The organism is Pseudooceanicola antarcticus (assembly GCF_900215355.1).
GTDB lineage: Bacteria > Pseudomonadota > Alphaproteobacteria > Rhodobacterales > Rhodobacteraceae > Pseudooceanicola > Pseudooceanicola antarcticus.
This window is the reverse complement of sequence record NZ_OBEA01000002.1, coordinates 496,490-520,936: the sequence shown is the minus strand read 5'-3', so window position 1 is coordinate 520,936 and position 24,447 is coordinate 496,490. Positions and strand designations below refer to the sequence as shown.

General features: G+C 67.8%; 21 protein-coding genes. 8 read left to right on the top strand and 13 right to left on the bottom strand.

What is annotated here, in order from left to right:
* Positions 1–2 precede the first annotated feature (2 nt).
* The 6 genes from odhB (at position 3) to CRO50_RS07055 (ending at position 5,138) form a co-directional block, all read left to right on the top strand.
* Positions 3–1,511 carry a 2-oxoglutarate dehydrogenase complex dihydrolipoyllysine-residue succinyltransferase gene (gene odhB, locus CRO50_RS07075; RefSeq protein ID WP_097145174.1) on the top strand — a complete coding sequence of 503 codons (1,509 nt, stop codon included), beginning with the start codon at positions 3–5 and terminating at the stop codon, positions 1,509–1,511.
* A gap of 1 nt (position 1,512) precedes the next feature.
* The gene (locus CRO50_RS19900) at positions 1,513–1,842 is read left to right on the top strand and encodes a nucleotidyltransferase family protein (protein ID WP_143516867.1); all 330 of its coding nucleotides are present in this window, start codon (positions 1,513–1,515) and stop codon (positions 1,840–1,842) included.
* A complete protein-coding gene (locus tag CRO50_RS07070; protein WP_097145173.1) occupies positions 1,839–2,228 on the top strand; it encodes an MAPEG family protein in 390 nt (129 codons plus the stop codon). The genes CRO50_RS19900 and CRO50_RS07070 overlap by 4 nt, the downstream gene beginning before the upstream one ends.
* A gap of 9 nt (positions 2,229–2,237) precedes the next feature.
* Positions 2,238–2,657, top strand: coding sequence for an MAPEG family protein (locus CRO50_RS07065; protein ID WP_097145172.1), 420 nt, complete (start codon positions 2,238–2,240; stop codon positions 2,655–2,657).
* Between the two features lie 136 nt (positions 2,658–2,793).
* Positions 2,794–4,188: a dihydrolipoyl dehydrogenase gene (gene lpdA / locus CRO50_RS07060; RefSeq protein WP_097145171.1), complete on the top strand. Its 1,395-nt coding sequence runs from the start codon at positions 2,794–2,796 to the stop codon at positions 4,186–4,188.
* Between the two features lie 125 nt (positions 4,189–4,313).
* Complete coding sequence (locus CRO50_RS07055) at positions 4,314–5,138, top strand: glycosyltransferase family 2 protein (protein WP_097145170.1); 825 nt, start codon at positions 4,314–4,316, stop codon at positions 5,136–5,138.
* Here CRO50_RS07055 and CRO50_RS07050 read toward each other — a convergent pair whose 3' ends face one another.
* Genes CRO50_RS07050 through CRO50_RS07035 form a run of 4 tightly spaced genes read right to left on the bottom strand, consistent with a single transcriptional unit; the run spans position 5,139 to position 8,039 of the window.
* Positions 5,139–5,744, bottom strand: coding sequence for a pyridoxamine 5'-phosphate oxidase family protein (locus CRO50_RS07050; protein WP_097145169.1), 606 nt, complete (start codon positions 5,742–5,744; stop codon positions 5,139–5,141).
* Complete coding sequence (locus tag CRO50_RS07045) at positions 5,741–6,469, bottom strand: lysophospholipid acyltransferase family protein (RefSeq protein WP_097145168.1); 729 nt, start codon at positions 6,467–6,469, stop codon at positions 5,741–5,743. The genes CRO50_RS07050 and CRO50_RS07045 overlap by 4 nt, the downstream gene beginning before the upstream one ends.
* Positions 6,466–7,365, bottom strand: coding sequence for a cell division protein FtsX (locus CRO50_RS07040; protein ID WP_097145167.1), 900 nt, complete (start codon positions 7,363–7,365; stop codon positions 6,466–6,468). Before CRO50_RS07040 ends, CRO50_RS07045 begins: the two co-directional genes overlap by 4 nt.
* A complete protein-coding gene (locus CRO50_RS07035) occupies positions 7,362–8,039 on the bottom strand; it encodes a cell division ATP-binding protein FtsE (RefSeq protein ID WP_097145166.1) in 678 nt (225 codons plus the stop codon). The genes CRO50_RS07040 and CRO50_RS07035 overlap by 4 nt, the downstream gene beginning before the upstream one ends.
* A gap of 171 nt (positions 8,040–8,210) precedes the next feature.
* Between CRO50_RS07035 and CRO50_RS07030 the strand changes: the two genes are divergently transcribed.
* A complete protein-coding gene (locus tag CRO50_RS07030) occupies positions 8,211–9,152 on the top strand; it encodes a zinc-ribbon domain-containing protein (protein ID WP_097145165.1) in 942 nt (313 codons plus the stop codon).
* A 250-nt stretch (positions 9,153–9,402) separates the two neighbouring features.
* Here the strand turns inward: CRO50_RS07030 and CRO50_RS07025 are convergent, their stop codons facing one another.
* The 5 genes from CRO50_RS07025 to argH are packed head-to-tail and all read right to left on the bottom strand — an operon-like array spanning position 9,403 to position 15,254.
* Positions 9,403–12,018: a TIGR02302 family protein gene (locus CRO50_RS07025; protein ID WP_097145164.1), complete on the bottom strand. Its 2,616-nt coding sequence runs from the start codon at positions 12,016–12,018 to the stop codon at positions 9,403–9,405.
* 33 nt (positions 12,019–12,051) lie between these two features.
* On the bottom strand, positions 12,052–13,317 hold the full coding sequence (lysA, locus tag CRO50_RS07020; protein ID WP_097145163.1) for a diaminopimelate decarboxylase: 1,266 nt from the start codon (positions 13,315–13,317) through the stop codon (positions 12,052–12,054).
* Positions 13,318–13,367: 50 nt separating this feature from the next.
* A complete protein-coding gene (locus CRO50_RS07015; protein ID WP_097145162.1) occupies positions 13,368–13,682 on the bottom strand; it encodes a DUF2834 domain-containing protein in 315 nt (104 codons plus the stop codon).
* A gap of 4 nt (positions 13,683–13,686) precedes the next feature.
* The gene (locus CRO50_RS07010; RefSeq protein WP_097145161.1) at positions 13,687–13,884 is read right to left on the bottom strand and encodes an argininosuccinate lyase; all 198 of its coding nucleotides are present in this window, start codon (positions 13,882–13,884) and stop codon (positions 13,687–13,689) included.
* Positions 13,863–15,254 (bottom strand): argininosuccinate lyase, encoded by a 1,392-nt coding sequence (argH, locus tag CRO50_RS07005; RefSeq protein ID WP_097145160.1) that lies wholly within the window; start codon positions 15,252–15,254, stop codon positions 13,863–13,865. Before argH ends, CRO50_RS07010 begins: the two co-directional genes overlap by 22 nt.
* A gap of 19 nt (positions 15,255–15,273) precedes the next feature.
* Between argH and CRO50_RS07000 the strand changes: the two genes are divergently transcribed.
* Complete coding sequence (locus CRO50_RS07000) at positions 15,274–15,837, top strand: TlpA disulfide reductase family protein (protein ID WP_097145159.1); 564 nt, start codon at positions 15,274–15,276, stop codon at positions 15,835–15,837.
* Positions 15,838–15,843: 6 nt separating this feature from the next.
* On the opposite strand, the gene CRO50_RS06995 is transcribed toward CRO50_RS07000, so the two are convergent.
* From CRO50_RS06995 to CRO50_RS06980, 4 genes are all read right to left on the bottom strand, one after another.
* The gene (locus CRO50_RS06995; protein WP_097145158.1) at positions 15,844–17,253 is read right to left on the bottom strand and encodes a pyridoxal phosphate-dependent decarboxylase family protein; all 1,410 of its coding nucleotides are present in this window, start codon (positions 17,251–17,253) and stop codon (positions 15,844–15,846) included.
* Positions 17,254–17,326: 73 nt separating this feature from the next.
* Entirely contained in the window at positions 17,327–18,202 is an 876-nt protein-coding gene (locus tag CRO50_RS06990; protein WP_097145157.1) for a transglutaminase family protein, read from the bottom strand.
* 2 nt (positions 18,203–18,204) lie between these two features.
* Positions 18,205–20,727, bottom strand: a complete 2,523-nt coding sequence (locus CRO50_RS06985) for a circularly permuted type 2 ATP-grasp protein (RefSeq protein ID WP_097145156.1) — start codon at positions 20,725–20,727, stop codon at positions 18,205–18,207.
* A 120-nt stretch (positions 20,728–20,847) separates the two neighbouring features.
* On the bottom strand, positions 20,848–24,267 hold the full coding sequence (locus CRO50_RS06980) for a transglutaminase family protein (RefSeq protein WP_097145155.1): 3,420 nt from the start codon (positions 24,265–24,267) through the stop codon (positions 20,848–20,850).
* Between the last annotated feature and the right edge of the window lie 180 nt (positions 24,268–24,447).

The window sequence follows — 24,447 nt, the reverse complement described above, 5'->3', positions numbered from 1 at the left end:
CCATGAGCACCGAGATCCGCGTCCCCACGCTTGGGGAATCCGTTACCGAAGCCACCGTCGCCACCTGGTTCAAGAAGCCCGGCGATGCGGTCGCCGTCGACGAGATGCTCTGCGAGCTGGAAACCGACAAGGTGACAGTCGAAGTCCCCGCCACCGCCTCTGGCGTGCTGGGTGACATCGTCGCCAAGGAAGGCGAAACCGTCGGCGTCGACGCCCTGCTGGGCTACATCGCCGAAGAGGGCAACGCAGGCCCGGAAGAGCCCGCGCCGCGCCACGTCGACGCCCCCTCCGAAGAGCCCGCCGCATCCGGCGGCGAGACCCTTCCGGTCATGGTCCCCACCCTGGGTGAATCCGTGACCGAGGCCACCGTGGCCACCTGGTTCAAGAAGGAAGGCGAAAGCTTCGAGGCAGACGAGATGCTCTGCGAGCTGGAAACCGACAAGGTCTCGGTCGAGGTCCCCGCGCCTGCCGCCGGCACCCTGACCAAGATCCTGGCCAAGGAAGGCGAAACCGTCGAGGCCGGCGGCCAGCTGGCCGAGATGACCTCGGGCAAGGGTGGCGCAGCCGCCGCTCCGAAGTCCGAGGCCGCGACCGCCGCGGCCCCTGCCGCCTCGGGTGGCAAGGATGTCGAGGACGCGCCCTCTGCCAAGAAGGCCATGGCCGAAGCGGGTCTGTCGCCCGACCAGGTCACCGGCACCGGCAAGGATGGCCGCATCATGAAGGAAGACGTGGCCAAGGCCCTGTCCGCAGCCAAGTCCGCGCCCGCCGCACCGGCCTCCGCGCCCCGCGCGCCGGTGGCTGCCGATGACGCTGCCCGCGAAGAGCGGGTCAAGATGACCCGCCTGCGCCAGACCATCGCCCGCCGCCTGAAGGAAAGCCAGAACACCGCCGCCATGCTGACCACCTACAACGAGGTGGACATGACCGAGGTGATGGCCCTGCGCAACGAGTACAAGGACCTGTTCCTGAAGAAGCACGGCGTGAAGCTTGGCTTCATGTCCTTCTTCACCAAGGCCTGCGTCCACGCGCTGAAGGAAGTGCCCGACGTCAACGCCGAGATCGACGGCACCGACGTGGTCTACAAGAACTACGTCCACATGGGCATTGCCGCCGGCACGCCCACGGGCCTGGTGGTTCCGGTGATCCGCGACGCCGACCAGATGTCCTTCGCCGATATCGAGAAGGCCATCGCCGACAAGGGCGCCCGCGCCCGTGACGGCAAGCTGTCGATGGCGGAAATGCAGGGCGGCACCTTCACCATCTCCAACGGTGGTGTCTACGGCTCGCTGATGTCCTCGCCGATCCTGAACCCCCCGCAGTCGGGTATCCTCGGCATGCACAAGATCCAGGACCGTCCGATGGTCATCAACGGCGAGATCAAGATCCGCCCGATGATGTACCTGGCCCTCAGCTACGATCACCGCATCGTCGACGGCAAGGGCGCCGTGACCTTCCTCGTGCGCGTCAAGGAAGCGCTGGAAGATCCCCGCCGCCTGCTGATGGATCTGTAAGATGCAGGTCACGACCGAGGTAGTTGCGAAACTTCGACACTGGAGTGAGCAAACTTCGGTCGTGACCAGAACCTGGATCTACGGGTCTAGAGCAAGAAATGAGGCGCGCGACGAAAGCGATCTGGATATTGCAATCGAACTTGGAGATGACTCTGAGATCGCATCAATGCACTGGATTGATAACGCAGAAGCTTGGCGTGAAGGCTTGCGACTACTTCTAGATGGGTTTGCGCCTTTAGACTTGCAGGTCGCGCTGGACGATGACGAATTCGTCAAACCTGGTGTTCAACGTGATGGAATTTTGATTTTCCAAAGGGAACCAGCTCCATGACCCCAGAACTCATCGCCCTCGCCCTCGTCGCCCTGGAACATCTCGTCCTCGTCATGTGGTCACAGACACTGCTGACCCGCGATGTCGGCTCGGATGCCAATGCCAGCCCGCGCGACGACCTGCCGCCGCTGTCCAGGCAGACCGGCCGCCTGCGCCGGGCGCTGGACAACCATACCGAGAATTTCCCCTTCTTCATCGGCGCCGTGGTGCTGGTTCTGCTGTCGGACAGCGCCTCGACCATCACCGCCGTGGCCGCGCTGACCTATGCCGGTGCCCGCGCGCTCTATATCCCTGCCTATGCCTTCGGCTGGGCGCCCTGGCGGTCCGTCATCTACATGGTCGGGCTCATCGCCACGATCACCATGTATGTCGCCGCATTTTTCTGAGGCCCTGAGATGAGCACCCTTCCCACCGAAGTCACCGTCCTCGCCCTCGCCGGCCTCTTGCAGGTCTGCCAGATCGGCCTGATGTCGGTGACCGCGAACCTGGAGCTGGACAAGAGCAAGACCCTTGGACCGCGCGATCCCGGCCGCCTCGGCAAACCGCTGGTCGAGCAGGTCAGCGCCCGCACCGGGCGCATCTTCCGCGCCATGGACAACCACTTCGAGGCGCTGATCCTCTTCACCATAGCCGTGGCGGTGGTGACCCTCGGGCAGGCCTCCTCTCCGCTCACCGCGACCTGCGCCTGGATCTATCTCGGCGCCCGCATTCTCTATGTCCCCGCCTATGCCTTCGGCTGGGTGCCCTGGCGCTCGCTGCTGTGGCTGACGGGACTTATCGCATCCGCGCTGATGATCCTCGCCACGCTCTTCTGATCATCCGGCGACCCTGAATACTGCGCCCTAATTACTGGGGGGAGCCGCGACAGCGGCGGGGGCAGAGCCCTCACCCCCGGCCCGAAACGACAAAACTCCCGGCGCCCGATGCGCCATACGCTAGAAGGAGATCCCCATGGCCCAATACGACGTGATCGTCATCGGTGCAGGCCCCGGTGGCTATGTCGCCGCCATCCGCTGCGCACAGCTTGGCCTCAAGACCGCCTGTGTCGAAGGCCGCGAGACCCTCGGCGGCACCTGCCTGAACGTGGGCTGCATCCCCTCGAAGGCGCTGCTGCACGCCACGCACCAGCTGCACGAGGCAGAGCACAACTTCGCCACCATGGGCCTGAAGGGCAAGTCGCCTTCCGTCGACTGGAACCAGATGAAGGCCTACAAGCAGGACGTTGTCGACGGCAACACCAAGGGCATCGAGTTCCTGTTCAAGAAGAACAAGATCGACTGGCTCAAGGGCTGGGGCTCGATCCCCGAGGCCGGCAAGGTCAAGGTCGGTGACGAGGTCCATGAGGCCAAGAACATCATCGTCGCCTCGGGCTCCGTGCCCTCTTCGCTGCCCGGCCTCGAGATCGACAACGACGCGGGCGTCATCGTCGACAGCACCGGCGCGCTGGATCTGCCCAAGGTGCCGAAGAAGATGATCGTCGTCGGCGCCGGCGTGATCGGCCTGGAGATGGGCTCTGTCTACGCGCGTCTCGGCGCCGAGGTGACGGTGGTCGAATTCCTCGACAAGATCACCCCCGGCATGGACGGCGAAGTGCAGAAGAACCTGCAGAAGCTGCTGAAGAAGCAGGGCATGAACTTCATCCTGGGCGCCGCCGTCCAGGGCGCCGAGGCCACCAAGACCAAGGCCAAGCTGACCTACAAGCTGAAGAAGGACGACAGCGAGCATCAGCTGGATGCCGACGTGGTGCTGGTCGCCACCGGCCGCCGCGCCTTCACCGACGGGCTGGGCCTGAAGGAGCTGGGCGTCGAGATGACCGAGCGCGGCGTCGTCAAGACCGACGCCCACTGGGCCACCTCGGTCAAGGGCGTCTATGCCATCGGTGACGCGGTCGCCGGTCCCATGCTGGCCCACAAGGCCGAGGACGAGGGCATGGCCGTCGCCGAGGTCATCGCCGGCAAGGCCGGTCACGTGAACTACGACGTGATCCCCGGTGTCATCTACACCCACCCCGAGGTCGCCTCGGTCGGCAAGACCGAAGAGCAGCTGAAGGAAGAGGGCCGCGCCTACAAGGTCGGCAAGTTCTCCTTCATGGGCAACGCCCGTGCCAAGGCGGTCTTCGCCGGCGACGGCTTCGTCAAGCTGATCGTCGACAAGGAGACCGACCGCGTGCTGGGCGCCCATATCATCGGCCCGGCAGCCGGCGACCTGATCCACGAGGTCTGCGTGACCATGGAATACGGCGGCTCCGCCGAGGACCTGGCCCTGACCTGCCACGCCCACCCGACCTTCTCGGAAGCGGTGCGTGAAGCGGCCCTGGCCTGCGGCGACGGCCCGATCCACATGTGATCCCGGTTACCCGGTCTCAAGGCGCCCGTCCCCGAAAGGGGGCGGGCGTTTTGCCTTTGCCGGGACGCCACGCTTTCCTCGCGCGCGGCAGGCTCTATGCTGTGGCCAGGCAAGCTGAGGCGGATATGGAACGGCCAGAGATCTCGGTCATCATCCCGGTCTACCGGGCAGAGGTCACCCTGCCCCGCGCGCTGGCCTCGGTCATGGCCTCTGGCATGCCGCCTGATCAAGTCGAGGTCGTGCTGGCCTCGGATGACGGCACCGACTACCGCGAGCTGGCCCCCGATGGCCTGAGGGTTTCGGCCACGCCCTTGGGCCCCGTCCGCACCGGCCCCGGCGCCGCCCGCAACCGGGCGCTGGCCCAGGCGCAGGGGCGTTTCTACGCCTTCCTCGATGCCGATGATAGCTGGGAGCCCGGCTACCTCGCCGCCCTGCTGCCACTGGCACGCCGCCACGGCGCGGCCTTCGGGCAGACCTCGGTGCTGGACGCGGGGCAGCAGATCCTGCGGATGCCGCAAGGGGCCGACAGGCTTCGGCTGCAGGATCTGGGCCACTACGGCGGCAGCTTCCACCCACTGCTGGCCCGTGCGCAGGCCCGCCCCTTCACCTCTCATCCCTCGCAGGATGTCCGCCACGCCGCCGAGCTTCTGGCCCGGCTGGGGGGCAGCGCGCCCCTGGCCCCGGTGGCCTACCAGCTGAGGCTCAGTGAAAGCTCGGTCACCGCAGAGACGGATTTCTCGGACAGGGTCGCGCGGGCCTATGCCTGCCATGTTTCCGAGATACTGGCAGGCGCCGGCGATCTGCCCGAGGCGATGCGCGCGCCCTGCGCAGAGGTCTTCCGTGCCAAGGCACGGCTCAACACCGCCTATGGCCGCGAGGCCCGGCCCGGTCAGAGCTTCTACGGCTTCATTGCAGAACGCCTTGCACGGGCAGAGCCCGCGCGGCGCTGATCACCACAGGGTCTTGGCGGCGCGTTCTGGCCACTCGCGGTCATAGCGCTCGCCGCCGACCTTGCCCTCGGTCATGCCGGCCAGGATCTGGCCGGGGCTGGGCAGGCCCTCGCTTTCATCCCGACCGGCCCAGAGGCCGGCGCGCATCACGGCGCGGGCGCATTGGAAATAGATCTCGTCGATCTGCATGACCACCACGCTGCGCGGCTGCTTGCCGCCACGCGCGAAACTGGCGCAGAGATCGGCGTCGGTGGTCACCCGCCCCCGGCCATTCACCCGCACCACGTTGTTCGAGCCGGGCACCATGAACATCAGCGCCATGCGTGGATCGCGGACGATATTGCGGAGCGTATCGACCCGGTTGTTGCCGTGCCAGTCGGGCAGCGCCAGGGTGCCGGGGTCGAGCTCGCGGACCACGGGGCCATCATCGCCGCGCGGGCTGCCATCGGCCCCCTCGGGGCCAACGGTCGAGACCACGCAGAAGCGCGCCCGCTCGATCCATGTGCGGTAATCCGGCGTCATCTGCCGGGCCACCTTCCGCGTCGCGGCGGCTGCGGGCGTGCCGTAGACCTGCGACAGCTCTTCTGGTGTTTCGATGAACTTCACCGGGTCATCCCCCCTTCGGCCATCAGGGCATTCGAGCGCGCCTCGATCACCTCGCGCAGGGTGTTGCGGAACTCTTCCCGCGGCAGGCCGGGCGGCAGGGCGGGCAGGAACTCGACCACCGCGAGGCCCGGCTTGCGCAGCACGCCCTGGCGCGGCCAGAAGAGGCCCACGTTGGTGGCGGCAGGCACGCAGCTCTGGCCGGTCTGCTCGTAGATCGCGGCGACACCGACCTTGTATTCGGCCTCGACCCCCGGCGCCACGCGGGTGCCCTGGGGATAGATGATCAGCTGCCCGGCCGGCGCATCGCCCGAGGTCACCCGGCCCATCATGTCGCGGATCGCATCCGAGCGGCGGCCCCGTTTCACCGGCACGCAGCCCAAACGCTGCGCGTAGAAGCCCAGCACCGGCGCATAGCGCAGGCTGTCCTTCATGATGAACTTCGGATGCGACACCACCGAGACGATCAGGATGATGTCGAGGAAGCTCTGGTGCTTCGAGGCGATCAGGATCTCGCCCTGGGGGATTTCTCCGCGCACCTCGGTGCGGGTGCCGCAGATCAGGCGCAGGGTGAAGCGCACGTAGTGGCAGTAATTGCGGGCGCCGACATAGGCGCCACGGCGGTCAAAGAGCGTCCAGGGCAGGAAGACCAGCCCGTAGAGCGCCATGGCCAGGTACATCTGGATGACGAAGATCACCGATCTGAAATATTGCCAGGCAAGGCTCATGCCAGTCTCCGCAACATGCGGCGGGCTGCGCCGCCGGTGGCCAGGAAGGAAACGAATGCCGCCACGAAGGGCAGGACAAGCGGCCAGACCCAGTGCCAGCCGCGCAGGCCCAGGCCCGTCAGGAAGCCGCCCTCGGCCTGCGCCTCGGGCAGCGCCAACAGCGCGGCCAGGCCCAGAGCCATGCCAAGCGAGGCGCCCCAGAAGGCGCGGAAGGTGAAGCGGCGGACGAAGGCGCGGGCGATGAAGTCATCCCGCGCGCCAACCAGGCGCAGCACCGCGATGACCTGGGCATTGGCCGCCAGGGCCGAGTTGGCCGCCAGGGTGATCATCGCCGCCGTGACGCCTCCGATCAGCAGGAGCGAAAGCAGGCCGAGCGCCCGGATGCGCCCCGCCGCCTTGACCAGCGGTCGCCGCCAGCGCCCGTGGTCGTCCAGCACCGCTCCGGGCACCTCTGCCGCAAGCCGCAGGCGCAGCCCGTCGGGGTCGTAGCCCTCGCCATCCTCAATGATCTCGATGAGCTGGGGAATGGGCAGGCTGTCGACCGGCAGGTCGGGGCCGAACCAGGGCTCCAGCAGCGCCTGTTGCTCTTCGCGCGAAAGCGCCCGCGCCCGCGCCACGCCCGAGGTCGTGGCCAGCACCTGCAGCGCCGCCTCGGTCTGCGCCGCCACCTGTTCCGCCGGGGCGGAGATGCGCAGGGTCGAGCTGCGCGCCAGCTCCTCGCTCCAGTTCGAGGCCAGCCGGCCGGTGGCCAGCGACAGCGCCAGGGCGAAGACCGCCAGGAAGGCCATGGCGGCGGCAGCGAAAAGGGTCAGCCGGGCCGTGAACCCGGTGGGCGGGACCACGCGGTCCGCCTGCGGTTCGCCACGCAGCAGGGTCGAAAGCTGAAGGAAGCTCACAGGTCCGCCCCCGCCAGCTGCAACCGCCGCTTGGCGATGCGCAGCACCCGCGCCTGCACGCGGCTCTTGGCGGCGCGGATCAGGGCCAGGTCATGGGTGGCGATCATCACCGTCTTGCCCATGCGGTTGAGCTCGACCAGAAGCGACAGCAGGCGCTCGGACATCTCCCAGTCCACGTTGCCCGTGGGTTCGTCGGCCAGGATGATATCGGGCGACATGATCACCGCGCGGGCCAGTGCCGCACGCTGGCGCTCGCCGCCCGAAAGCTCGGGCGGGCGGGCATCGGCCCTGTGGGTGAGACCGCACCAGGCGATCAGCTCTTTCAGGTTATGCGCCTCGGACGAGACATCCCGCCCCGAGACCATCAGCGGCAGGGCGATATTCTCGGACACGGTCAGGTGATCCAGGAACTGGCAATCCTGGTGCACCACCCCCACCCTTCGGCGGATTTCCGCGATCTCGTCACGGGTCATCTGGCGCACGTCCTTGCCGAACAGCAGCGCATGTCCGGCGGTCGGCACCAGCGCACCGTAGCAGAGCTTCAGGAAGGTGGTCTTGCCGGCCCCAGACGGTCCGGTCAGGAAATGAAAGGAACCCGGCGTCAGCCGCAGGGAGATGTCGCTCAGCAACTCTCCCCCGCCATAGGAATAGGCGAGATTGTCCAGTTCGATCACGTAGGCCCCCTCGACTGCCTTATCCTTTTGCAGGATCGCACCCGCCGATGCAATCGCGGCACAGGGCGGAAATAGCACTTTTCCGCTTCCTCCGATCCACATATGGTAGCGGCCAGAACCAAGGGGCCGGTGCCAGACGGGTGTTCCGGCTCGTCACTGGGATGGGGCCAGATGCGACTAACCTGCCCGAATTGCGGAGCTCAATACGAGGTGCCCGATGCGGTGATCCCGCAGGCGGGCCGCGATGTGCAATGCTCGAACTGCGGCGACACCTGGTTCCAGGCCCATCCCGGCGCGGAAGAGGCCTCGGGCGCAGCGCGGGTGACACCCCGCCGTCCGCCGCGCGCCCCCGAGACGCCCCCCCGCACCGAGCCCGAAACCCCGCCCGCGACCGAGGCGGCCAGCGAAGAGCCCGACCTTTCGGTCCTGGCCGATGAGTTCGCAGAGCCACCGGCCTTCGAGGTGCCGGAAGCTGCGGAGACCCAGGCCACTTCGGCCGAAGAGAGTTTCGACGATCCGGACGACGGCGAAGACGACGCCCCTGCCACCGCCGCCCCTGCTCCGCGCCGCCGCGAGCTGGACCCTTCGATCCGCGACGTCCTGCGGCAGGAAGCCGAGCATGAGGCCCGTGTCCGGGCGCGCGAAAGCGGCGCGCTGGAGAGCCAGCCCGAGCTGGGCCTGGCCGATCCCGAAAGCGAAAGCGACCGCCGCGAGCGGGAGGCCCGCGCCCGCATGGCCCGCCTGCGCGGTGGTGCCACGGCCCCGGCGGAAGACGGCGGCCAGACCTCGCGCCGCGACCTCCTGCCGGATATCGAAGAGATCAACTCCTCGCTCCGCAGCCGTGGTCACAAGGTCGAAGAGGAAGATGTCTTCGAGGCCCCCGATCCCGTGGCGCGGCGCAGTTTCCGCCGTGGCTTCACCCTGCCGATCTTCCTCGGCGCCATCAGCGTGCTGCTCTACCTCAATGCGCCCCGCATCGCCGAGCGCTTTCCCCAGGCCGAACCGGCCATGCGCAGCTACGTCGGCACCGTGGATGAGGGCCGGGTCTGGCTGGACGTGAACGTCCGCCGGCTGATCGTCTGGATCGAGGAAAAGACCGGCTCCGAGGCCTGAGCGCCGGAGGATGCGCCGTGAGGCCGGCATCGGGGAACACCCGCGATCAGTCGCATTTGCTGTCTGTAAGATATCGCGTGCGGGCCACGCTGGGAGCGCGACCCGTGCCTCAGCGCCGCAGGGCCCGCAGCTCGTTCAGCGACCGTCCCGACGCATGACCTGTTCGTCCTGATCGCTTGTCCGACGGAAGCCCCAAGGCCAGCGGCACTGCCAAGTCAGCGAAAGCTGGCCGCCCCGTCCCGCGGGCCTCTCAGAACCGATCCAGCAGGCGACGCAGGTAGTCGCGTTCCTCTGCCGTGCGGGCGTTCTCGCCCGAGCGGCGGCGGATCTCGTCCAGAAGGTCCTGGGCCCGGCGGCGCACCTCTTCATCGCTGAGCATCTCGCGTTCGTTGCCAAGCGCGCCGTTGGTGCCCGCGTTGCGGCCCAGCGGATCGTTGCGCTGGCCGGGATTGTCGCCCTCGGCCTCGCCTTGCTGCCCGGCCATTTCGCGGTCCTGCTGCGCCATGGCATCGCCCAGGTTGCGCATGCCTTCGCGCAGCGCATCCATGGCGCGGGATTGCTCGTCTATGGCCTCGGCCAGGTCACCCTCTCGCAGGGCGTCCTCGGCGCCGCGCATGGCACGGTCGGCTTCCTCCAGCGCCTCGCGGGCCGCGCGCCCGGCCTCGGTGCCCGCGCCCGGCAGATTGCCGCGCTGGCGTTCAAGCTCGTCGCGCAGGGCACGCTGGCGCTCGGCCAGCCCCTCTGCATCGGCAGAGCCCTGGTCGCCGCCCTGCCCCGGCTGGCCACCCTGGCCCTGTTGCTGGCCGGGCTCTTCGCCCTGCTGCTGGCCCTGGCCGCCCTGTTGCTGTTGACCCTGCTCCTGGCCCTCGCCCGGCTCGCCCTGGTTGCGCTCGCCGGAGCGGCCATTGGGGTTGAACTGGTCCTGCAGGTCACGGAAGGATTCGTCCGAAAGCTCCTGCTGGTTGCGCAGGGTTTCCCCGAGGCCCTCCATGGCCTGTTCGCCGGGGCTCTGCTGGCCCTCGCCGCCCTGGCCTTCGGTCATCTGCATGTTCTCGAGCATCTGCTGAAGCTCTTCCAGCGCCTGCTGCGCCTCGGCCATGCGGCCCTCTTCCATCAGCTCCTGGATGCGATCCATCATGCGCTGGATGTCGTCCTGGGTCATGCGCATGGCGTTTTCCATGTCCTGCTGACCCTGTTGCTGGCCTTGCTGTTGCCCCTGCTCGCGGGCCTGCTGCTGCGCCAGCTGACGCATGTAGTCCTGGGTGGCGTCGCGCAGCTCCTGCATCAGGCGGGCGATCTCCTGGTCAGAGGCACCGTTGCGCATCGCCTCTTCCAGCCTCTGCCTGGCGCGCTCCATCCGGTCGCGGGCATCGGCCAGGTCGCCCTCTTCGATTTCGATGGCCATATCCCAAAGCGCCTGCGTCACCCGCGCAACCTGATCGTCCGAGAGGGGGCGGAAGCGCTGGATCGTCTCGATCTTGCCGATCAGCCTGTCCAGCCGCATCGCAATGGTTTCATTGGGGAATAGCCCCTCGCCGTACCAGCGCACCGCGCGCAGGACCTGGGTCACCCGCTGCGCGTTCTCGCGGTTCCACAACAGGTCGCGGCGCATCTCGATCAGGGTTGCCGCCAGCGGATCGAAGAACCGGCGCGCGTCGAGCAGCATGTCGTAGCCCTCGCTCCGGCCAGACTGGCCCAGGGCATCCTCGACCGTGAGGGAGACCGTCACCGGCAGGTTGGCCCAGGGGTGCTGCGAGAAATCCTCGACCAGGGCGGCCGTGAAATCGGCACGCGAGCCGGTGAGAGGCATCGGCAGCACGATCTCAAGCGGCGCGCGCGGCTCGGGCTCAAGTGCCAGGCCATAGCGCCGGTCGATGGCCGCCAGATCGAGCGAGATCAGCGCCTTGCCCGCCGCCACGCCATAATCGTCACGGGCCGAGAAGGGCATGGAGAACAGCCCCTCCACATCAGCCTCGCCGGGCCCTTCGATGCTGACAGAGGGGGCACGGTCGGGGATCAGCGCCACGCGCCATTCGCGCCCGCCGGGGCCCTCAACGGCCAGTTGCCCGGCCTGGCGGATGGTGAAATCCTGTGCAGGGGCACTGGCGGAAGGCAGCTCACCCACCCGGCCCGAGACCGTTTCGGCCAGTTCCAGCCGCCCCTCGGGGCCATAGAATCGCAAGGTGACCAACGCGCCCTGCGGCGCATGCAGCACCTCGCCGTCGATATCGCCAAGGTAGACCGTCGGCAGGCCGGTATGCAGCGGAGGCTCCATCCAGCCCTCCCACGAGGGACCGACGGCGGCCTGGGCCGAGCCCGGCAACGCGCCACCGATGTCGCCCAGACGCCAGATCGACCCGAAGAGCAGCCCCGCCAGCAGCAGCATCAGGGCCACGTAGCGCAGGCCGAAGACATCGCGGGTCGAGAGCTTCAGATCCGGCTCAACGGCCCGCGCCGAGGCCGCCTGTCGGGCCATCCGGTCGCGGTGCGCCGCCCAGAGCGCGGCCGAACCAGCGTCGTTCTGGCCCATCACCTGGTCGTCACGAAGTGTTTGTAATGGCTGACCTTTCAGCGTTCCGTCCAGCCTGCGGAAGGCCTCTTCCCGGCGCGGAATGCGCAGCCGCCAGAGCCCGCGCGCCAGCAGCACCAGCGCCGCCAGGCCCGAGAGGGCCGCAAGCGCCCAGAGCACATCTGTCGAAAGGATCTGCCCCAGCCCCAGCATCAGCCCGGCGGCGCAGAGCAACAGCAGGGTCCAGAGCGGCCAGAAGGCCCGCGCCACACGTTCCGAGAGCATCCCGGCCCAGGTCAGGATCAGCGGCCAGCGAAGGCGGCGCATCGTCTCGGTGTATCGCGTCTGGTCAGCCATGCTCCGTCCCGTGCGTGCAGCGCGGGGGTCGCGCTACATCCACTCGGGTATCGTATCGCGGTTAATGATCTCCTCATAGGAGGGTCTGGAGCGAATGACGGCGAATTGATCCCCGTTGACCAGCACCTCGGGAATGAGGGGGCGGGTGTTGTATTCGCTGGCCATCACGGCGCCATAGGCTCCGGCAGAGCGGAAGGCGACCAGGTCGTCCGCGCCCAGATGCGGCATGTTGCGCGCCTTGGCGAAGGTGTCTCCGGTCTCGCAGACGGGGCCGACGATGTCATAGGGGCTCTGCTCGGCGCCGGGCGCGGGTTCGACGACGGGCACGATATCGTGGTGCGCCTCGTACATGGCCGGGCGGATCAGGTCGTTCATCGCCCCGTCGAGGATCAGGAAGTTCCGGCCCTCGCCCTCTTTCACGTAGATCACCTTGGACAGCATGATCCCGGCATTGCCGGCAATCAGCCGGCCCGGTTCGATCTCGATCTCGCAGCCGGTCTCGCCCAGCACCTCTTTCACCAGCGCGCCGTATTCCACCGGCAGCGGCGGGGCAGAGTTGCCACGGTCGTAGGGAATGCCGAGACCGCCGCCCAGGTCCAGACGAATGATGTCGTGGCCCTGGTCGCGTAGCAGCTGGGTCAGCTCCTTCACCTTGGTGAAGGCCAGGCGGTAGGGTTCCAGATCGGTCAGCTGAGAGCCGATGTGCACATCGATGCCGACCGCCTTCAGGCCCTTCAGCTGGGCGATGCGGCCATAGACCTCGGGGGCGCGAGCAATCGGGATGCCGAACTTGTTCTCGCTCTTGCCGGTGGCGATCTTGGCGTGGGTTTTCGCGTCTACGTCGGGGTTCACCCGCACCGTGACGGGGGCCACCACACCCAGCGACAGGGCGACCTCGTTCAGCGCCTCCATCTCGGGTTCGCTTTCCAGGTTGAACTGGCGCACGCCGCCTTTCAGCGCCGCCGTCATCTCTTCGCGGGTCTTGCCGACGCCCGAGAAGACGATCCTCTCGCCCGGCACGCCGGCGGCGATGGCGCGGGCATATTCCCCGCCCGAGACCACGTCCATGCCCGCCCCGAGGCTGGCCATCAGCTTCAGGATCGCCTGGTTCGAGGCCGCCTTCATGGCGTAGCAGACCAGGTGGTCCATGCCCGCAAGCGCCTCGTCGAAGAGACGGAAATGCCGGGTCAGCGTGGCCGTGGAGTAGACGTAGCAGGGTGTGCCGACCTCAGCCGCGATTTCGCTCAGGGGGACATCTTCGGCATGCAGCATGCCGTCACGGTAGAGAAAGTGATCCATGGGTCCCTCCTTGGGTCGGGTTCAGCGGCGCGGCCACGCCGGGATCGGCCTTACACCCTGCGCGAGCGCAGGAAAAGATAGAGCGGCAGGCCGCAGCTGACGCCGATGCAGAAGGTGGCCGGAATGGCCAGAAGGCCGATGCGATCGCGGCGGGGCAGGCATTCGGCCAGGATCCAGGCGGTCAGCGCAATGGCAGAAATCACCAGATCCCAGAACAGCGCCGCGCTGGCCCAGCCGGACCGCCAGGCGGCGATCAGCCCGGTCAGGCTGATGCCGTTCTCGGCAAACCAGAGGAAGATCAGCGCCAGCGGATGCAGGCTGCCCCAGACCGCCAGGGCAAGGAAGAGAATGCGGAGCGGAGTCATGCGATCAAGCCTCGGCCTGGGAGCCATAGAGCGTTTCGCCCGAGACACCGATGCCGGTGGTCTCGGCGCCCGAGCGGTCAAGGCCGGGGCCGGGCCATGCGGCGTCACCGGGGGGTTGCGGAGCGCCATCGACGCCGCAGCCCGCCAGCAGGGCCAGAAGCCCTGCGGCCGCCAGCCGTTTCAGTCCAGACGTGCTTTCCATGCCGCCACCTGCTTGCGTACCTGTTCGGGCGCGGTGCCCCCGAAAGACATACGGGAGGCCACGGAGTTATGCACCCCCAGAACCGAATAGACCTCCTGGTTGATGCGCGGTTCGACCGAATGCATCTCGTCCATGGACAGGTCCTGCAGGTCGCAGCCCTTGCTCTCGGCCAGCGCCACCAGCGAGCCGGTGACGTGGTGGGCGTCGCGGAAGGGCATGCCCAGCACCCGCACCAGCCAGTCGGCCAGATCGGTGGCGGTCGAGAAACCGGCACCGGCGGCGGCTTCCAGCGCGGGGACATTGGCCTTCATGTCCGAGACCATGCCGGTCATCGCGGCCAGCGCCAGCATCAGGTTGTCGGCGGCGTCGAAGACCTGTTCCTTGTCTTCCTGCATGTCCTTGGAATAGGCCAGCGGCAGGCCCTTCATCACGGTCATCAGGGCGACATTGGCGCCGAAGATCCGGCCGATCTTGGCGCGGATCAGCTCTGCCGCATCGGGGTTCTTCTTCTGCGGCATGATCGACGAGCCGGTGCTGAAACGGTCGCTCAGCACCACGAAGCGGAACTGCGCCGAGGACCAGATCACCAGCTCTTCGGCGAAGCGGCTCAGGTGCATGGCGCAGATCGACGAAGCGCCGAGGAATTCCAGCGCGAAATCACGGTCCGACACCGCATCCAGCGAGTTGGCCATGGGCCGGTCGAAGCCAAGCGCCTTGGCGGTCATCTCGCGGTCCAGCGGGAAGGAGGTGCCGGCCAGCGCGGCCGCGCCCAGGGGGGATTCGTTCATCCGTGCACGGGCATCGGTGAAGCGGCCAAGATCGCGCGAGAACATCTCGACATAGGCCATCATGTGGTGGCCCCAGGTCACGGGCTGGGCGGTCTGCAGATGGGTGAAGCCGGGCATGACCCACTCGGCCCCCTCTTCGGCCTGCACCAGCAGCGCCTTGATCAGCGCCTGAAGGCCGCCGATGGCCGCATCGGCCTGGTCGCGCACCCAGAGGCGGAAGTCGGTCGCCACCTGGTCATTGCGACTTCTCCCGGTGTGCAGACGGCCCGCGGGCTCTCCGATCACCTCTTTCAGGCGCGCTTCCACGTTCATGTGGATGTCTTCCAGCGCGGTCGAGAAATTGAACGTGCCGCTTTCGATCTCTGACAAAACGGTGAGAAGGCCTTCACGGATGGCCCTGGAGTCTTTATCCGAGATGATGCCCTGTGCGGCCAGCATGGCGGCATGGGCGCGCGAGCCCTCGATGTCCTGTCGGGCCAGGCGTTTGTCGAAACCGATCGAGGCATTGATCGCCTCCATGATCGCATCGGGGCCTTCGGCGAAACGGCCGCCCCACATCTGGTTCGCTTGGCTATCGGTCATCGGGACCCTCGGAGGAAAGATGAAGAAATTACTGTCCGCGCTGGTTTATACCGCAGCCCTGCTGGGCGCAATCTCTGGTCCCGTTCAGGCCGCCCCCGAGGGGATCGAGGAACTGCTGACCGGCGAGATGCGCAAGCTGCAGGTGCTCGAGGCGCCGAAACCGCTGGATACGACGATCTCCTGGGACGACACCGGCGCGACGGTCAGCCTGGGCGATTACACAGGCAAATGGGTGGTGCTGAACTACTGGGCCGTCTGGTGCGCCCCCTGCCGGGAAGAGATGCCGACCCTTGCCGCCCTTCAGGAGGCCCGCGAGGGAGAGGATTTCGCCGTCATCACCCTGGCCTCCGGCCCCAATGCCCCCGAGAAGGTGGCCCAGTTCCTGGAAGAGGAGGGTGCTGCCGCCCTTCCCCACTTCCGCGACCCGAAGAGCGCCCAGGCCCGCGCCTCTGCCGTCTTTGGCCTGCCCGTGACCCTGCTGGTCGACCCCGAGGGCCGCGAGGTCGCGCGGCTGATCGGCGGCGCCGACTGGAACTCACCCGAGGCCCACGCGGTCTATGACGCCTTCATGCTTCATGGGTGAGGGCTCCTAGAGCCCTCTCGCCAATTCGGCGATCACCTCGAAGGCGGTCTCGGCATCGGCTTCGGTCATCTCGAAGCTGCCCGCCTGGAAGCGGATCACCAGATCCCCCGCGACGCGGGTCTGGGTCAGGTAGATCCGCCCGTCCGCATTGATCGCCTCGAGCAACGCCAGGGTATGGGCGTCCGGGTCCACGCCCTCGGGCGCCACGGGGCGGAACGAGAAGAGCGACAGGAAGGGCTCTGTCACGATCTCGAAGCCCGGCTCGGCGCGCAGGCGCTCGCACAGCCCTTCGGCCCAGGTGACATGGTTGCGGATGATCCCGCGCAGCCCCTCTAGCCCGTGGAAGCGCAGCAGGAACCAGAGTTTCAGCGCCCGGAAGCGGCGGCCAAGCGGCACGGACCATTCCGAGTAATTGACGATATCCTCGGCGCCCGGCGTCTTCAGGTACTCGGGCTTGGCGGCCAGCGTCCGCACCAGCGCCTCGGGATCCTTGACGAAATGAGCCGAGCAGTCGAATTGCGCACCCAGCCACTTGTGCGGGTTGAAGACCACCGAATCGGCCCCCTCGACCCCGGCCCAGAAATGCCGGAACTCGGGGCAGATCATCGCGGAGCCCGCCCAGGCGGCGTCCACATGGGTGTAGAGGTCGAACTCCTTCGCAACGGCGATCACCTGCGCCAGGTCATCGCAGCCGCCGATTGAAGTGCCGCCGACGCAGCCGATGACGCCCGCGGGCTGGTGCCCGGCGGCGATGTCGGCCTCGATGGCGGCGCGCAGGGCCTGCGCGTCCATGGCGTGACGTGGCCCGGCAGAGGGGATCTTCACCAGGTTCTCGACCCCGATGCCGGAAATCCAGACCGCCCGGTCGATCGAGCTATGCACCTCTTCCGAGGCATAGATCCTGAGTTGCGGGAAGGCCCGAAGGCCCTTGTGGTTGGCCCCGAAGGCGGTGGCGCGTTCACGCATCACCAGCACCGCGGCCAGTGTCGCGGTCGAGGCGCTGTCCTGGATCACCCCGGTGAAGCCCTCGGGCAGGCCAAGCGCGGCGCGCAGCCAGGACATCATGCGGGTTTCGAGCTCGGTCGCCGCCGGAGAGGTCTGCCAGAGCATGCATTGCGCCGCCATGGCCGAGACCAGGTATTCCGCCACCACCGAGACCGGCGCCGCATTGGCCGGGAAATAGGCGAAAAAGCGGGGGTGCTGCCAATGGGTCATGCCCGGCGCGATGATCTGCTCGAAATCGGCAAAGATCGCCTCCATCCCCTCACCCGCCTCGGGCGGAGCTTCGGGAATCCGGCGCAGGATCTCTCCGGGGGCGGTACGGGGGCGGACCGGCAGGTCGCGCAGGCTCTTGCGGTAGGCGGCGCCCCATTTCGCGGCGCGGGCCGACCAGTCTTCAAAGTCGTTCATGTCCATGGGCAATCGGTAACCGATCCCCCGGCACCTGAGAAGCGCTTTCCGCAACCGCCCCTGCGGTCCGGTGCCCGCGTCAGACCGCCTCCATGTCGACCGCCTGAGAGGTCCGCTGCCCGCCCGCCAGCCGCATCGACCCCTTGACCGGCGCCACGTCGAAATAGTCGCGGCCACGGGCGATGACCACGTGATCGGTGCCTGCCGGCATGTCATTGGTGGGGTCGACCTCGACCCAGCCCATGTCCTTGCCGCACCAGGCCCGGACCCAGGCATGCATGGCATCGGCGCCCTCCAGACGCTCCTGCCCCTCGGGCGGCAGGGTGCGCAGGAAGCCCGAGACATAACCCGCCGGGATGCCCAGGCTGCGCAGGGCGCAGATCTGGATATGGGTGAAATCCTGGCAGACGCCGCGGCGCAGGGCGAAGGCCTCGTCCAGCGGCGTGTCCACCATGGTCGCCGTGGCATCGAAGGCCATGTCGCGGTGCAGGGCGCGGGTCACCGCCATGACCTGCGCCAGCACCGTCTCTGCCCCCTCGACCACCCCTGCGGCCCAGGCGGCGATCTCGGCGTTCTGCCGCACGCGGGGCGAGACCGGCAGGTAGCTCTGCGGCGCATGACCGGCGACCGAGGGCACCTCGGCAATCTGTTGCGCCAGCCTCTCGGGCGGCGGCGAGACATCGAGGCCGGGCTCGGAGGGCAGCCGCTCCACCCTGGCTTCCATCTCGAAGACGGTTTCTTCCAGCGGGGTGCGATAGGCGATCTCGGTGCAGGTGTTGCCGAAGAAATCCACCCGTTCGAGCTGTTCGGCGGGCACCGGGCGGCAGAGCAGACGGGCCTCCTGCACCTCCTGCACGCCGGGGATCGAGGCCGGCATGATGCGCAGCAGGTGGCGGCCCACGTCGGCGGGGCTGTCGTAATCGTAGCTGATGCGCAGGCGGATCGAATAGAGCATGGCTACCTCAGGTAGGTCTCGGCCAGCAGCCCCGAGAGATCGGCGCAGGCGGCGGCGATCTGGACCAGGCGCTCGGGCGGAATCTCTTCGGGGCGGGCGGTGGCAAGCTCGGTCTGCAGCTTCATCACCGCGCGGCGGATCGGCGAGGGCTTGCGCGAGAAGTCGGCGGTGAGCTTCTCGAGCCAGTCGAGGTGGGTCAGGATATCGTCGAGCTGGGCCAACACCGAACGCGGGTAGTTCTCGTCCAGCAGCAGCAGATCCAGCACCGTCTCGCGGGTGAAGGTGGCCGAGAAGCGCATACGGTGGGTCATCACCGCGTCACCGGCCTCGATGGCGATCTCGTAGGCCCCGACCGGGGCGGCGGGGTCCGAGAAGGCCGCCAACACGCCCGAGGTCGTCCAGGCGCGTTCTATCGCGCGGCCCAGTGACAGGAAGCGCCAGCCGGTGGCGTGGTACATGTTCTCGTGCACCAGGCCCGAGAAGCCCGAGATCTTGCGCAGCAGCACGGAGAGCGCCCGCGCCGCGTCGTCGCCGGGTTTGAGCCGAGGTGCCAGCTTGTCTGCGGTCCGCTTCAGGTCGGTCAGTGCGTTCCAGCCATCGGTCGAGAAGCGGTCACGGACGCGCCCGGCGCTGCCCATGGCCGCCTCGAGATCCGCCATCAGCCCCTCGGGCAGCGGTTTCGCGGCCTCGACCCCCATGCTGTCGAGATACCCTGCCAGCATCTCGATCAGCGGCATGTCGGCGCGGCCATATTCGGCCATGCGCAGGTGGTAGGCCCGTTGCAGGCGGATCTTCTGCTCCACCCGGTCCGAGTAGCGCCCCAGCCAGAACAGGTTGTCCGCCGCCCTTGTCGGCAGGGCCGCCAACTGCGGTAGCGAGGGGCGGGCGTCGGTGGTGGCCGCCAGCAGCGTGTCATCGGGGGCCTGTTGCTGGCCCACCACCCAGACATCGCAGACCGAGCCGCCGCGCTGCATCGAGACATCCGCCGAGGTGCCCGACTGGCCAATGCGGGCGAAGCCGCCCGGCATGACCTGCCAGCCCTGCGAGGTGCGCGTCAGGATGACCCGCAGCGAGGCCGGGCGGGCAACGAGCTTGCGCTCGGACAGCGCCGGGGCTGTGGACAGCGAGACGATCTGCTGCGCCGCCAGCCTGCCGCCCTCGCGCGCCAGCACATCGGGGTCCCATGCGCTGCCATCCAGGTGCTTGCCGCCGATCACCGCATCCGGGGAGTGATCGAAGGGCAGGCTGGTCGAGAGCGCCCGGTCGATGGTCATGCGGCCCGCGTTCTCGCGCACGTAGTCCTGCGCCTCCTCCGAGCCGCACCACCAGGTGGCGATATTGGGCAGGGCCAGGTCACGGCCCAGGAAATGGCGGGCGATGGCGGGGATGAAGGCCATCAGGGCGCGGGTCTCGAGCACGCCCGAGCCCGGCGCATTGACCATGGTCAACCCGCCCGAGCGCAGCGCCGAGAGCAGGCCGGCGGTGCCGATCTGGCTGTCCTCGCGCAGCTCCAGCGGATCGAGCCACTCGGCATCGAGCCGGCGCCAGAGCACCGAGATGGGGCGCAGCCCGCCCACGGTATGCACCATCAGCCGGCCATCGCGGACCACCAGGTCCTCGCCCTGCACCAGCAGGAAGCCAAGGTAGCGGGCGATATAGGCGTGTTCAAAATAGGTGTCGTTCATCGGCCCCGGCGTCAGGATCGCCACGCGGCTGTCCTCTTCGGCGCGAAGGGCCAGCAGCGCATCCCGGAAGCCGCGGAAGAACCCCGCCAGCCGGGCCACGTTGGTCTCTGCCATCAGCGCCGGGAAGGAGCGCGCGGTGGCCATGCGGGTCTCGAGCGCGAAACCGGCACCCGAAGGGGCCTGGGCGCGATCGCCCAGCACCCACCACTGCCCCTCGGGGCCGCGGCCGATATCGAAGGCCAGCATGTGCAGGTAATGCCCCGAGCGCGGCGGGACGCCGACCATGGGACGCAGCCACTCGGGATTGCCGGCGATCAGCTCGGGCGGCAGCAACCCGCCCTCGACCAGCTGGCCCGGCCCGTAGACATCGGCCATGACCTGCTCCAGCAGGTCGGCGCGTTCCACGAGGCCCGCGGCGATCTGCTGCCACTCGGCCTCGTCGATCAGCAGGGGCAGATGCGACAGCGGCCAGTCCCGCTCTTCGTGGCTGTCGGGGCCGTAGTGGCGGAAGAAGACGCCCGCGTCGCGCAGGTACTGGCTGCCCCGCGCACAGGCCAGGTCGATCTCTTCGTCCGGCGCCGCGGCGAGCCGATCCAGGAAGTCCTTCCACACGGGGCGGACATTGCCCTGGTCGTCCATCAGCTCGTCCGGCACGCCCTCGAAGGGCGCGTAGCCGCTGAGCAGCTCGGCCAGCGGATCACGGGCGGGCTCTGCGGCGCCCTCGGGCACCGGCTCCTGCGTCTGCGCCTGGGATTGGCCCTCGGACTGGCCTTGGGATTGGGACTGCGAGCCCGCTTCCTCGGGCGGCAGGTCCTTGTCCGGGTTCTCGGCGCCGGTCATGGCTCTGCCCTTCCCCGGCCTGTGCCGAAGTTGCGCCGTTGGTGTCGTCGGGGCCTCGTCATCTGGCCCGTCCTCCCCGTGTCATGCCGTCCAGCCTCATCGCCGGGCGCTCTGCACCTTCTAAATGCCCGGCGGACGCCGCAGATCAAGGGTCATCGGGAATTCACGATGAGAAATTTCCTGCGGCGGCAGGTAGGCACCGGGATTGTGGCCGAAGGGCTGGAAGCGTGCCAGGCGGCGGGCTTCGGCCTCGTTGGCGTTCACGGGGAAGGTATCGTAGTTGCGGCCGCCGGGGTGGGCGACGTGGTAGGTGCAGCCGCCCAGGGCGCGGCCCGACCAGCTGTCGAAGATATCGAAGGTCAGCGGCGCATGGACATCGACCACCGGGTGCAGCGCCTCGGGCGGCTGCCAGGCCTTGTAGCGCACCCCACCCACCGAGGTGCCCGAGGTGGCAGTCTTGACCATCGGCATCCGGCGGCCATTGCAGGTGACCACGTAGCGGCCCGGATCGGCGGTGGTCAGCTTGACCTGAAGCCGCTCGGTCGAGCTGTCGGTGTAGCGCACCGTACCGCCGATGGCGCCGGTCTCGCCCAGCACGTGCCAGGGCTCCAGCGCCTGGCGCAGCTCCAGGTGGACGCCTTCGTATTCGACCTCGCCGCAGAAGGGGAAGCGGAATTCCTGCTGGGCCTCGTACCAGTCGGGGCGGAAGTCGAAGCCATGCCGGCGCAGGTCGCCCAGCACGTCCATGAAGTCTTCCCAGACGAAATGCGGCAGCATGAAGCGGTCATGCAGGGTGGTGCCCCAGCGGGTGAACTCGCCGCCCATGGGTGCATTCCAGTAGCGCACCAGCAGGGCGCGGATCAGCAGTTGCTGGGCCAGGCTCATGCGCGGATCGGGCGGCATCTCGAAGCCGCGGAACTCGACCAGGCCCAGGCGGCCCGTCGGCCCGTCCGGCGAGAAGAGCTTGTCGATGCAGATCTCGGCCCGGTGCGTATTGCCGGTGACATCAGTCAGCAGGTTGCGCAGCAGCCGGTCGGTAAGCCAGGGCAGCGGCGCGGGCCCCTGCCCCGGTGCCGGGATCTGGTTCAGGGCGATTTCCAGCTCGTAGAGCGCATCCGCCCGCCCCTCGTCCACCCGCGGTGCCTGGCTGGTCGGGCCGATGAAGAGCCCCGAGAAGAGGTAGGACATCGAGGGGTGGCGCTGCCAGTGCAGCACCAGCGACTTCAGCAGGTCCGGACGGCGCAGGAAGGGGCTGTCGTTGGTATTGGCCCCGCCGACGACGACATGGTTGCCGCCCCCCGTTCCAGTGTGCTTGCCGTCGATCATGAACTTGTCGGCGCCAAGGCGGGTCAGCCGGGCCTCTTCATAAACCCCTTCGGTGATGGCGCGGCAGTCTTCCCAGCTCTCGGCCGGGTGGATATTGACCTCGATCACACCGGGATCGGGGGCGACGCGGATCACGTTGAGGCGCGGATCATTGGGCGGCGCGTAGCCTTCGATATGCACCGGCAGGCCGACGGCCTCGGCGGCCTCCTCGGCGGCAGAGAGCAGCTCGAGGTAATCCTCGATGGTGGTCACCGGGGGCATGAAGACGCAAAGGCGGCCATCACGCGGCTCGGCGGCGAGCGCGGTGCGGACGAAGCCGCCGATGCTCTCGCCGACGAAGCTCTGTTCCTGCTGAGGCTGCGCCTCGCTGTCGGCGCGGAAGCTGGCGCGGGCCTGGTCCCTGGACTTGCCCTTGTCCTTCTCCAGCCGCGCCTGCACGGCAGCGCGCGCCTCGGCACGGGCCTCGGCCCCGGACGGATGGCCCGAGTGGCGCGGGCGGCGCTCGAAGTCGGGCAATTCGCCACGCTCGACCGTGGGATCGGCAGGGTTGATGTAGGGATATTGCGATGGCGGCACATAGGGCAGCGCATCCAGCGGCATCCGGTAGCCCACGGGGCTGTCACCGGGCACCAGGAACAGATGGCCCCGGCGGAACTGCCAGAGCTCCGTCTGCCAGCGCCCCGAGCTGGAGCGCCCCTGCCAGCGCTGAATCGGCAGCACGTAGCCCGAGGCCTTGGTCAGCCCGCGCTCGAAGACCCGCGCCATACGGCTGCGCGCCTCGGCATCCTTCAGCTTGGAGTTCGTCGGCGTCACGTTGTCGGGCAGCTGCGCTTCCTTGAGAATCCACTCTGCCGGGTCCTCGTAGGCGGGCATGATGCACTCTTCATTGACCCCGAGCGCCTCGGCCATGTGGGTCAGGAACTCCCCGGCCTTCTCCGGCTCGATCTCCTGCTGGTCCTTTTCCTTCGCAATCAGGTCGGCGTTCTTCCAGACAGGCTTGCCGTCACGGCGCCAGTAAAGGGAGAAGGTCCAGCGCGGCAGGGTCTCGCCCGGATACCACTTGCCCTGGCCGTAGTGCAGGAAGCCACCGGGTGCGAAACGGTCGCGCAGACGGCGGATCAGGCCATCGGCCAAGCCGCGTTTCATCGGCCCCACGGCAGCGGTGTTCCACTCGGGCGCCTCGAAATCGTCGATCGAGACGAAGGTGGGCTCGCCTCCCATCGTCAGGCGCATGTCGGCGGCGGCCAGAGCCTCGTCCACCTTGCCGCCCAGATCGTTCAGCGCATCCCAGGCCTCGTCCGAGAAGGGCTTCGAGATCCGGGGATGCTCGGCCACGCGCTTGACCGACATGTCGAAGTCGAAGTCCACCTCGGGTTCGCCATCGGCGCTGAACCCGCCCGAGATCGGCGCGGCATTTGTGTAATGTGGTGTGGCGGCCAGAGGGATGTGGCTTTCGCCGGTCAGCAGGCCCGAGGTCGGATCAAGCCCGACCCAGCCCGCGCCCGGCAGGTAGACCTCGCACCAGGCGTGCAGGTCGGTGAAGTCCACGTCGGTGCCCGAGGGGCCATCCAGCGCCTCGAGATCGGGCTTCAGCTGGATCAGGTAGCCCGAGACGAAGCGGGCGGCGAACCCGAGGTGCCGCAGCAGGTTGATCAGCAGCCAGGAGGTATCGCGGCACGAGCCCTTGGCCTTCTCCAGCGTCTCTTCCGGGGTCTGCACTCCGGGCTCCATGCGGATGACATAGCCGATGTCCTCGGCCAGCCGGGCATTGAGACCGACGAGCATGTCGATGGTACGCTGCTTCTTGCGGTCGATGGTCTTCAGGAAGGCCTCGACCAGCTTGCCCGCCGGTTCGGGCTGCATGTAGATCGACAGGTCGTCCTTCACTGCCTCGGGGTAGTCGAAGGGATAGTCCTCGGCCACCTCCTCGACGAAGAAATCGAAGGGGTTGTAGACCGACATGTCGGCCACCAGGTCGACCTCGATCTTGAACTCGCGCACCGGCTCGGGGAAGACGAAACGGGCCAGCCAGTTGCCGTAGGCATCCTGCTGGTGGTTCACGAAGTGCTTGGAAGGCGAGACTTTCAGGGAATGGGAGATCACCCGTGTCCGCGAATGTGGCGCGGGTCGTAGCCGGATGATCTGTGGCCCCAGCATGACCGGACGGTCGTATTTGTAATGGGTCAGGTGATGGATCGCGGCCTTGATCGACATCTGTCCGCCTTCTGGAAATTGCTATTGCCCCACGCTTTCACGCTTTGCCCCGACCATGCAAATATTTGTGCCGCAGGGGAAGCCGCGCCGGGCTCCCTGTGTGCGATCTGCCTGAAGGCTCAGCACAGCTCCGCCGGGGCGGCGGGCGGCACTTGGCGGGGCGGGCCGGCGGGGCTAAGA

Bases quoted from the DNA above. Each gene is read 5' to 3' on its own strand.
- odhB (WP_097145174.1), top strand. From the start codon at position 3: ATGAGCACCGAGATCCGCGTCCCCACGCTTGGGGAATCCGTTACCGAA.
- CRO50_RS19900 (WP_143516867.1), top strand. From the start codon at position 1,513: ATGCAGGTCACGACCGAGGTAGTTGCGAAACTTCGACACTGGAGTGAG.
- CRO50_RS07070 (WP_097145173.1), top strand. From the start codon at position 1,839: ATGACCCCAGAACTCATCGCCCTCGCCCTCGTCGCCCTGGAACATCTC.
- CRO50_RS07065 (WP_097145172.1), top strand. From the start codon at position 2,238: ATGAGCACCCTTCCCACCGAAGTCACCGTCCTCGCCCTCGCCGGCCTC.
- lpdA (WP_097145171.1), top strand. From the start codon at position 2,794: ATGGCCCAATACGACGTGATCGTCATCGGTGCAGGCCCCGGTGGCTAT.
- CRO50_RS07055 (WP_097145170.1), top strand. From the start codon at position 4,314: ATGGAACGGCCAGAGATCTCGGTCATCATCCCGGTCTACCGGGCAGAG.
- CRO50_RS07045 (WP_097145168.1), bottom strand. From the start codon at position 6,469: ATGAGCCTTGCCTGGCAATATTTCAGATCGGTGATCTTCGTCATCCAG.
- CRO50_RS07030 (WP_097145165.1), top strand. From the start codon at position 8,211: ATGCGACTAACCTGCCCGAATTGCGGAGCTCAATACGAGGTGCCCGAT.
- CRO50_RS07025 (WP_097145164.1), bottom strand. From the start codon at position 12,018: ATGGCTGACCAGACGCGATACACCGAGACGATGCGCCGCCTTCGCTGG.
- lysA (WP_097145163.1), bottom strand. From the start codon at position 13,317: ATGGATCACTTTCTCTACCGTGACGGCATGCTGCATGCCGAAGATGTC.
- CRO50_RS07015 (WP_097145162.1), bottom strand. From the start codon at position 13,682: ATGACTCCGCTCCGCATTCTCTTCCTTGCCCTGGCGGTCTGGGGCAGC.
- CRO50_RS07010 (WP_097145161.1), bottom strand. From the start codon at position 13,884: ATGGAAAGCACGTCTGGACTGAAACGGCTGGCGGCCGCAGGGCTTCTG.
- argH (WP_097145160.1), bottom strand. From the start codon at position 15,254: ATGACCGATAGCCAAGCGAACCAGATGTGGGGCGGCCGTTTCGCCGAA.
- CRO50_RS07000 (WP_097145159.1), top strand. From the start codon at position 15,274: ATGAAGAAATTACTGTCCGCGCTGGTTTATACCGCAGCCCTGCTGGGC.
- CRO50_RS06995 (WP_097145158.1), bottom strand. From the start codon at position 17,253: ATGGACATGAACGACTTTGAAGACTGGTCGGCCCGCGCCGCGAAATGG.
- CRO50_RS06990 (WP_097145157.1), bottom strand. From the start codon at position 18,202: ATGCTCTATTCGATCCGCCTGCGCATCAGCTACGATTACGACAGCCCC.
- CRO50_RS06985 (WP_097145156.1), bottom strand. From the start codon at position 20,727: ATGACCGGCGCCGAGAACCCGGACAAGGACCTGCCGCCCGAGGAAGCG.
- CRO50_RS06980 (WP_097145155.1), bottom strand. From the start codon at position 24,267: ATGTCGATCAAGGCCGCGATCCATCACCTGACCCATTACAAATACGAC.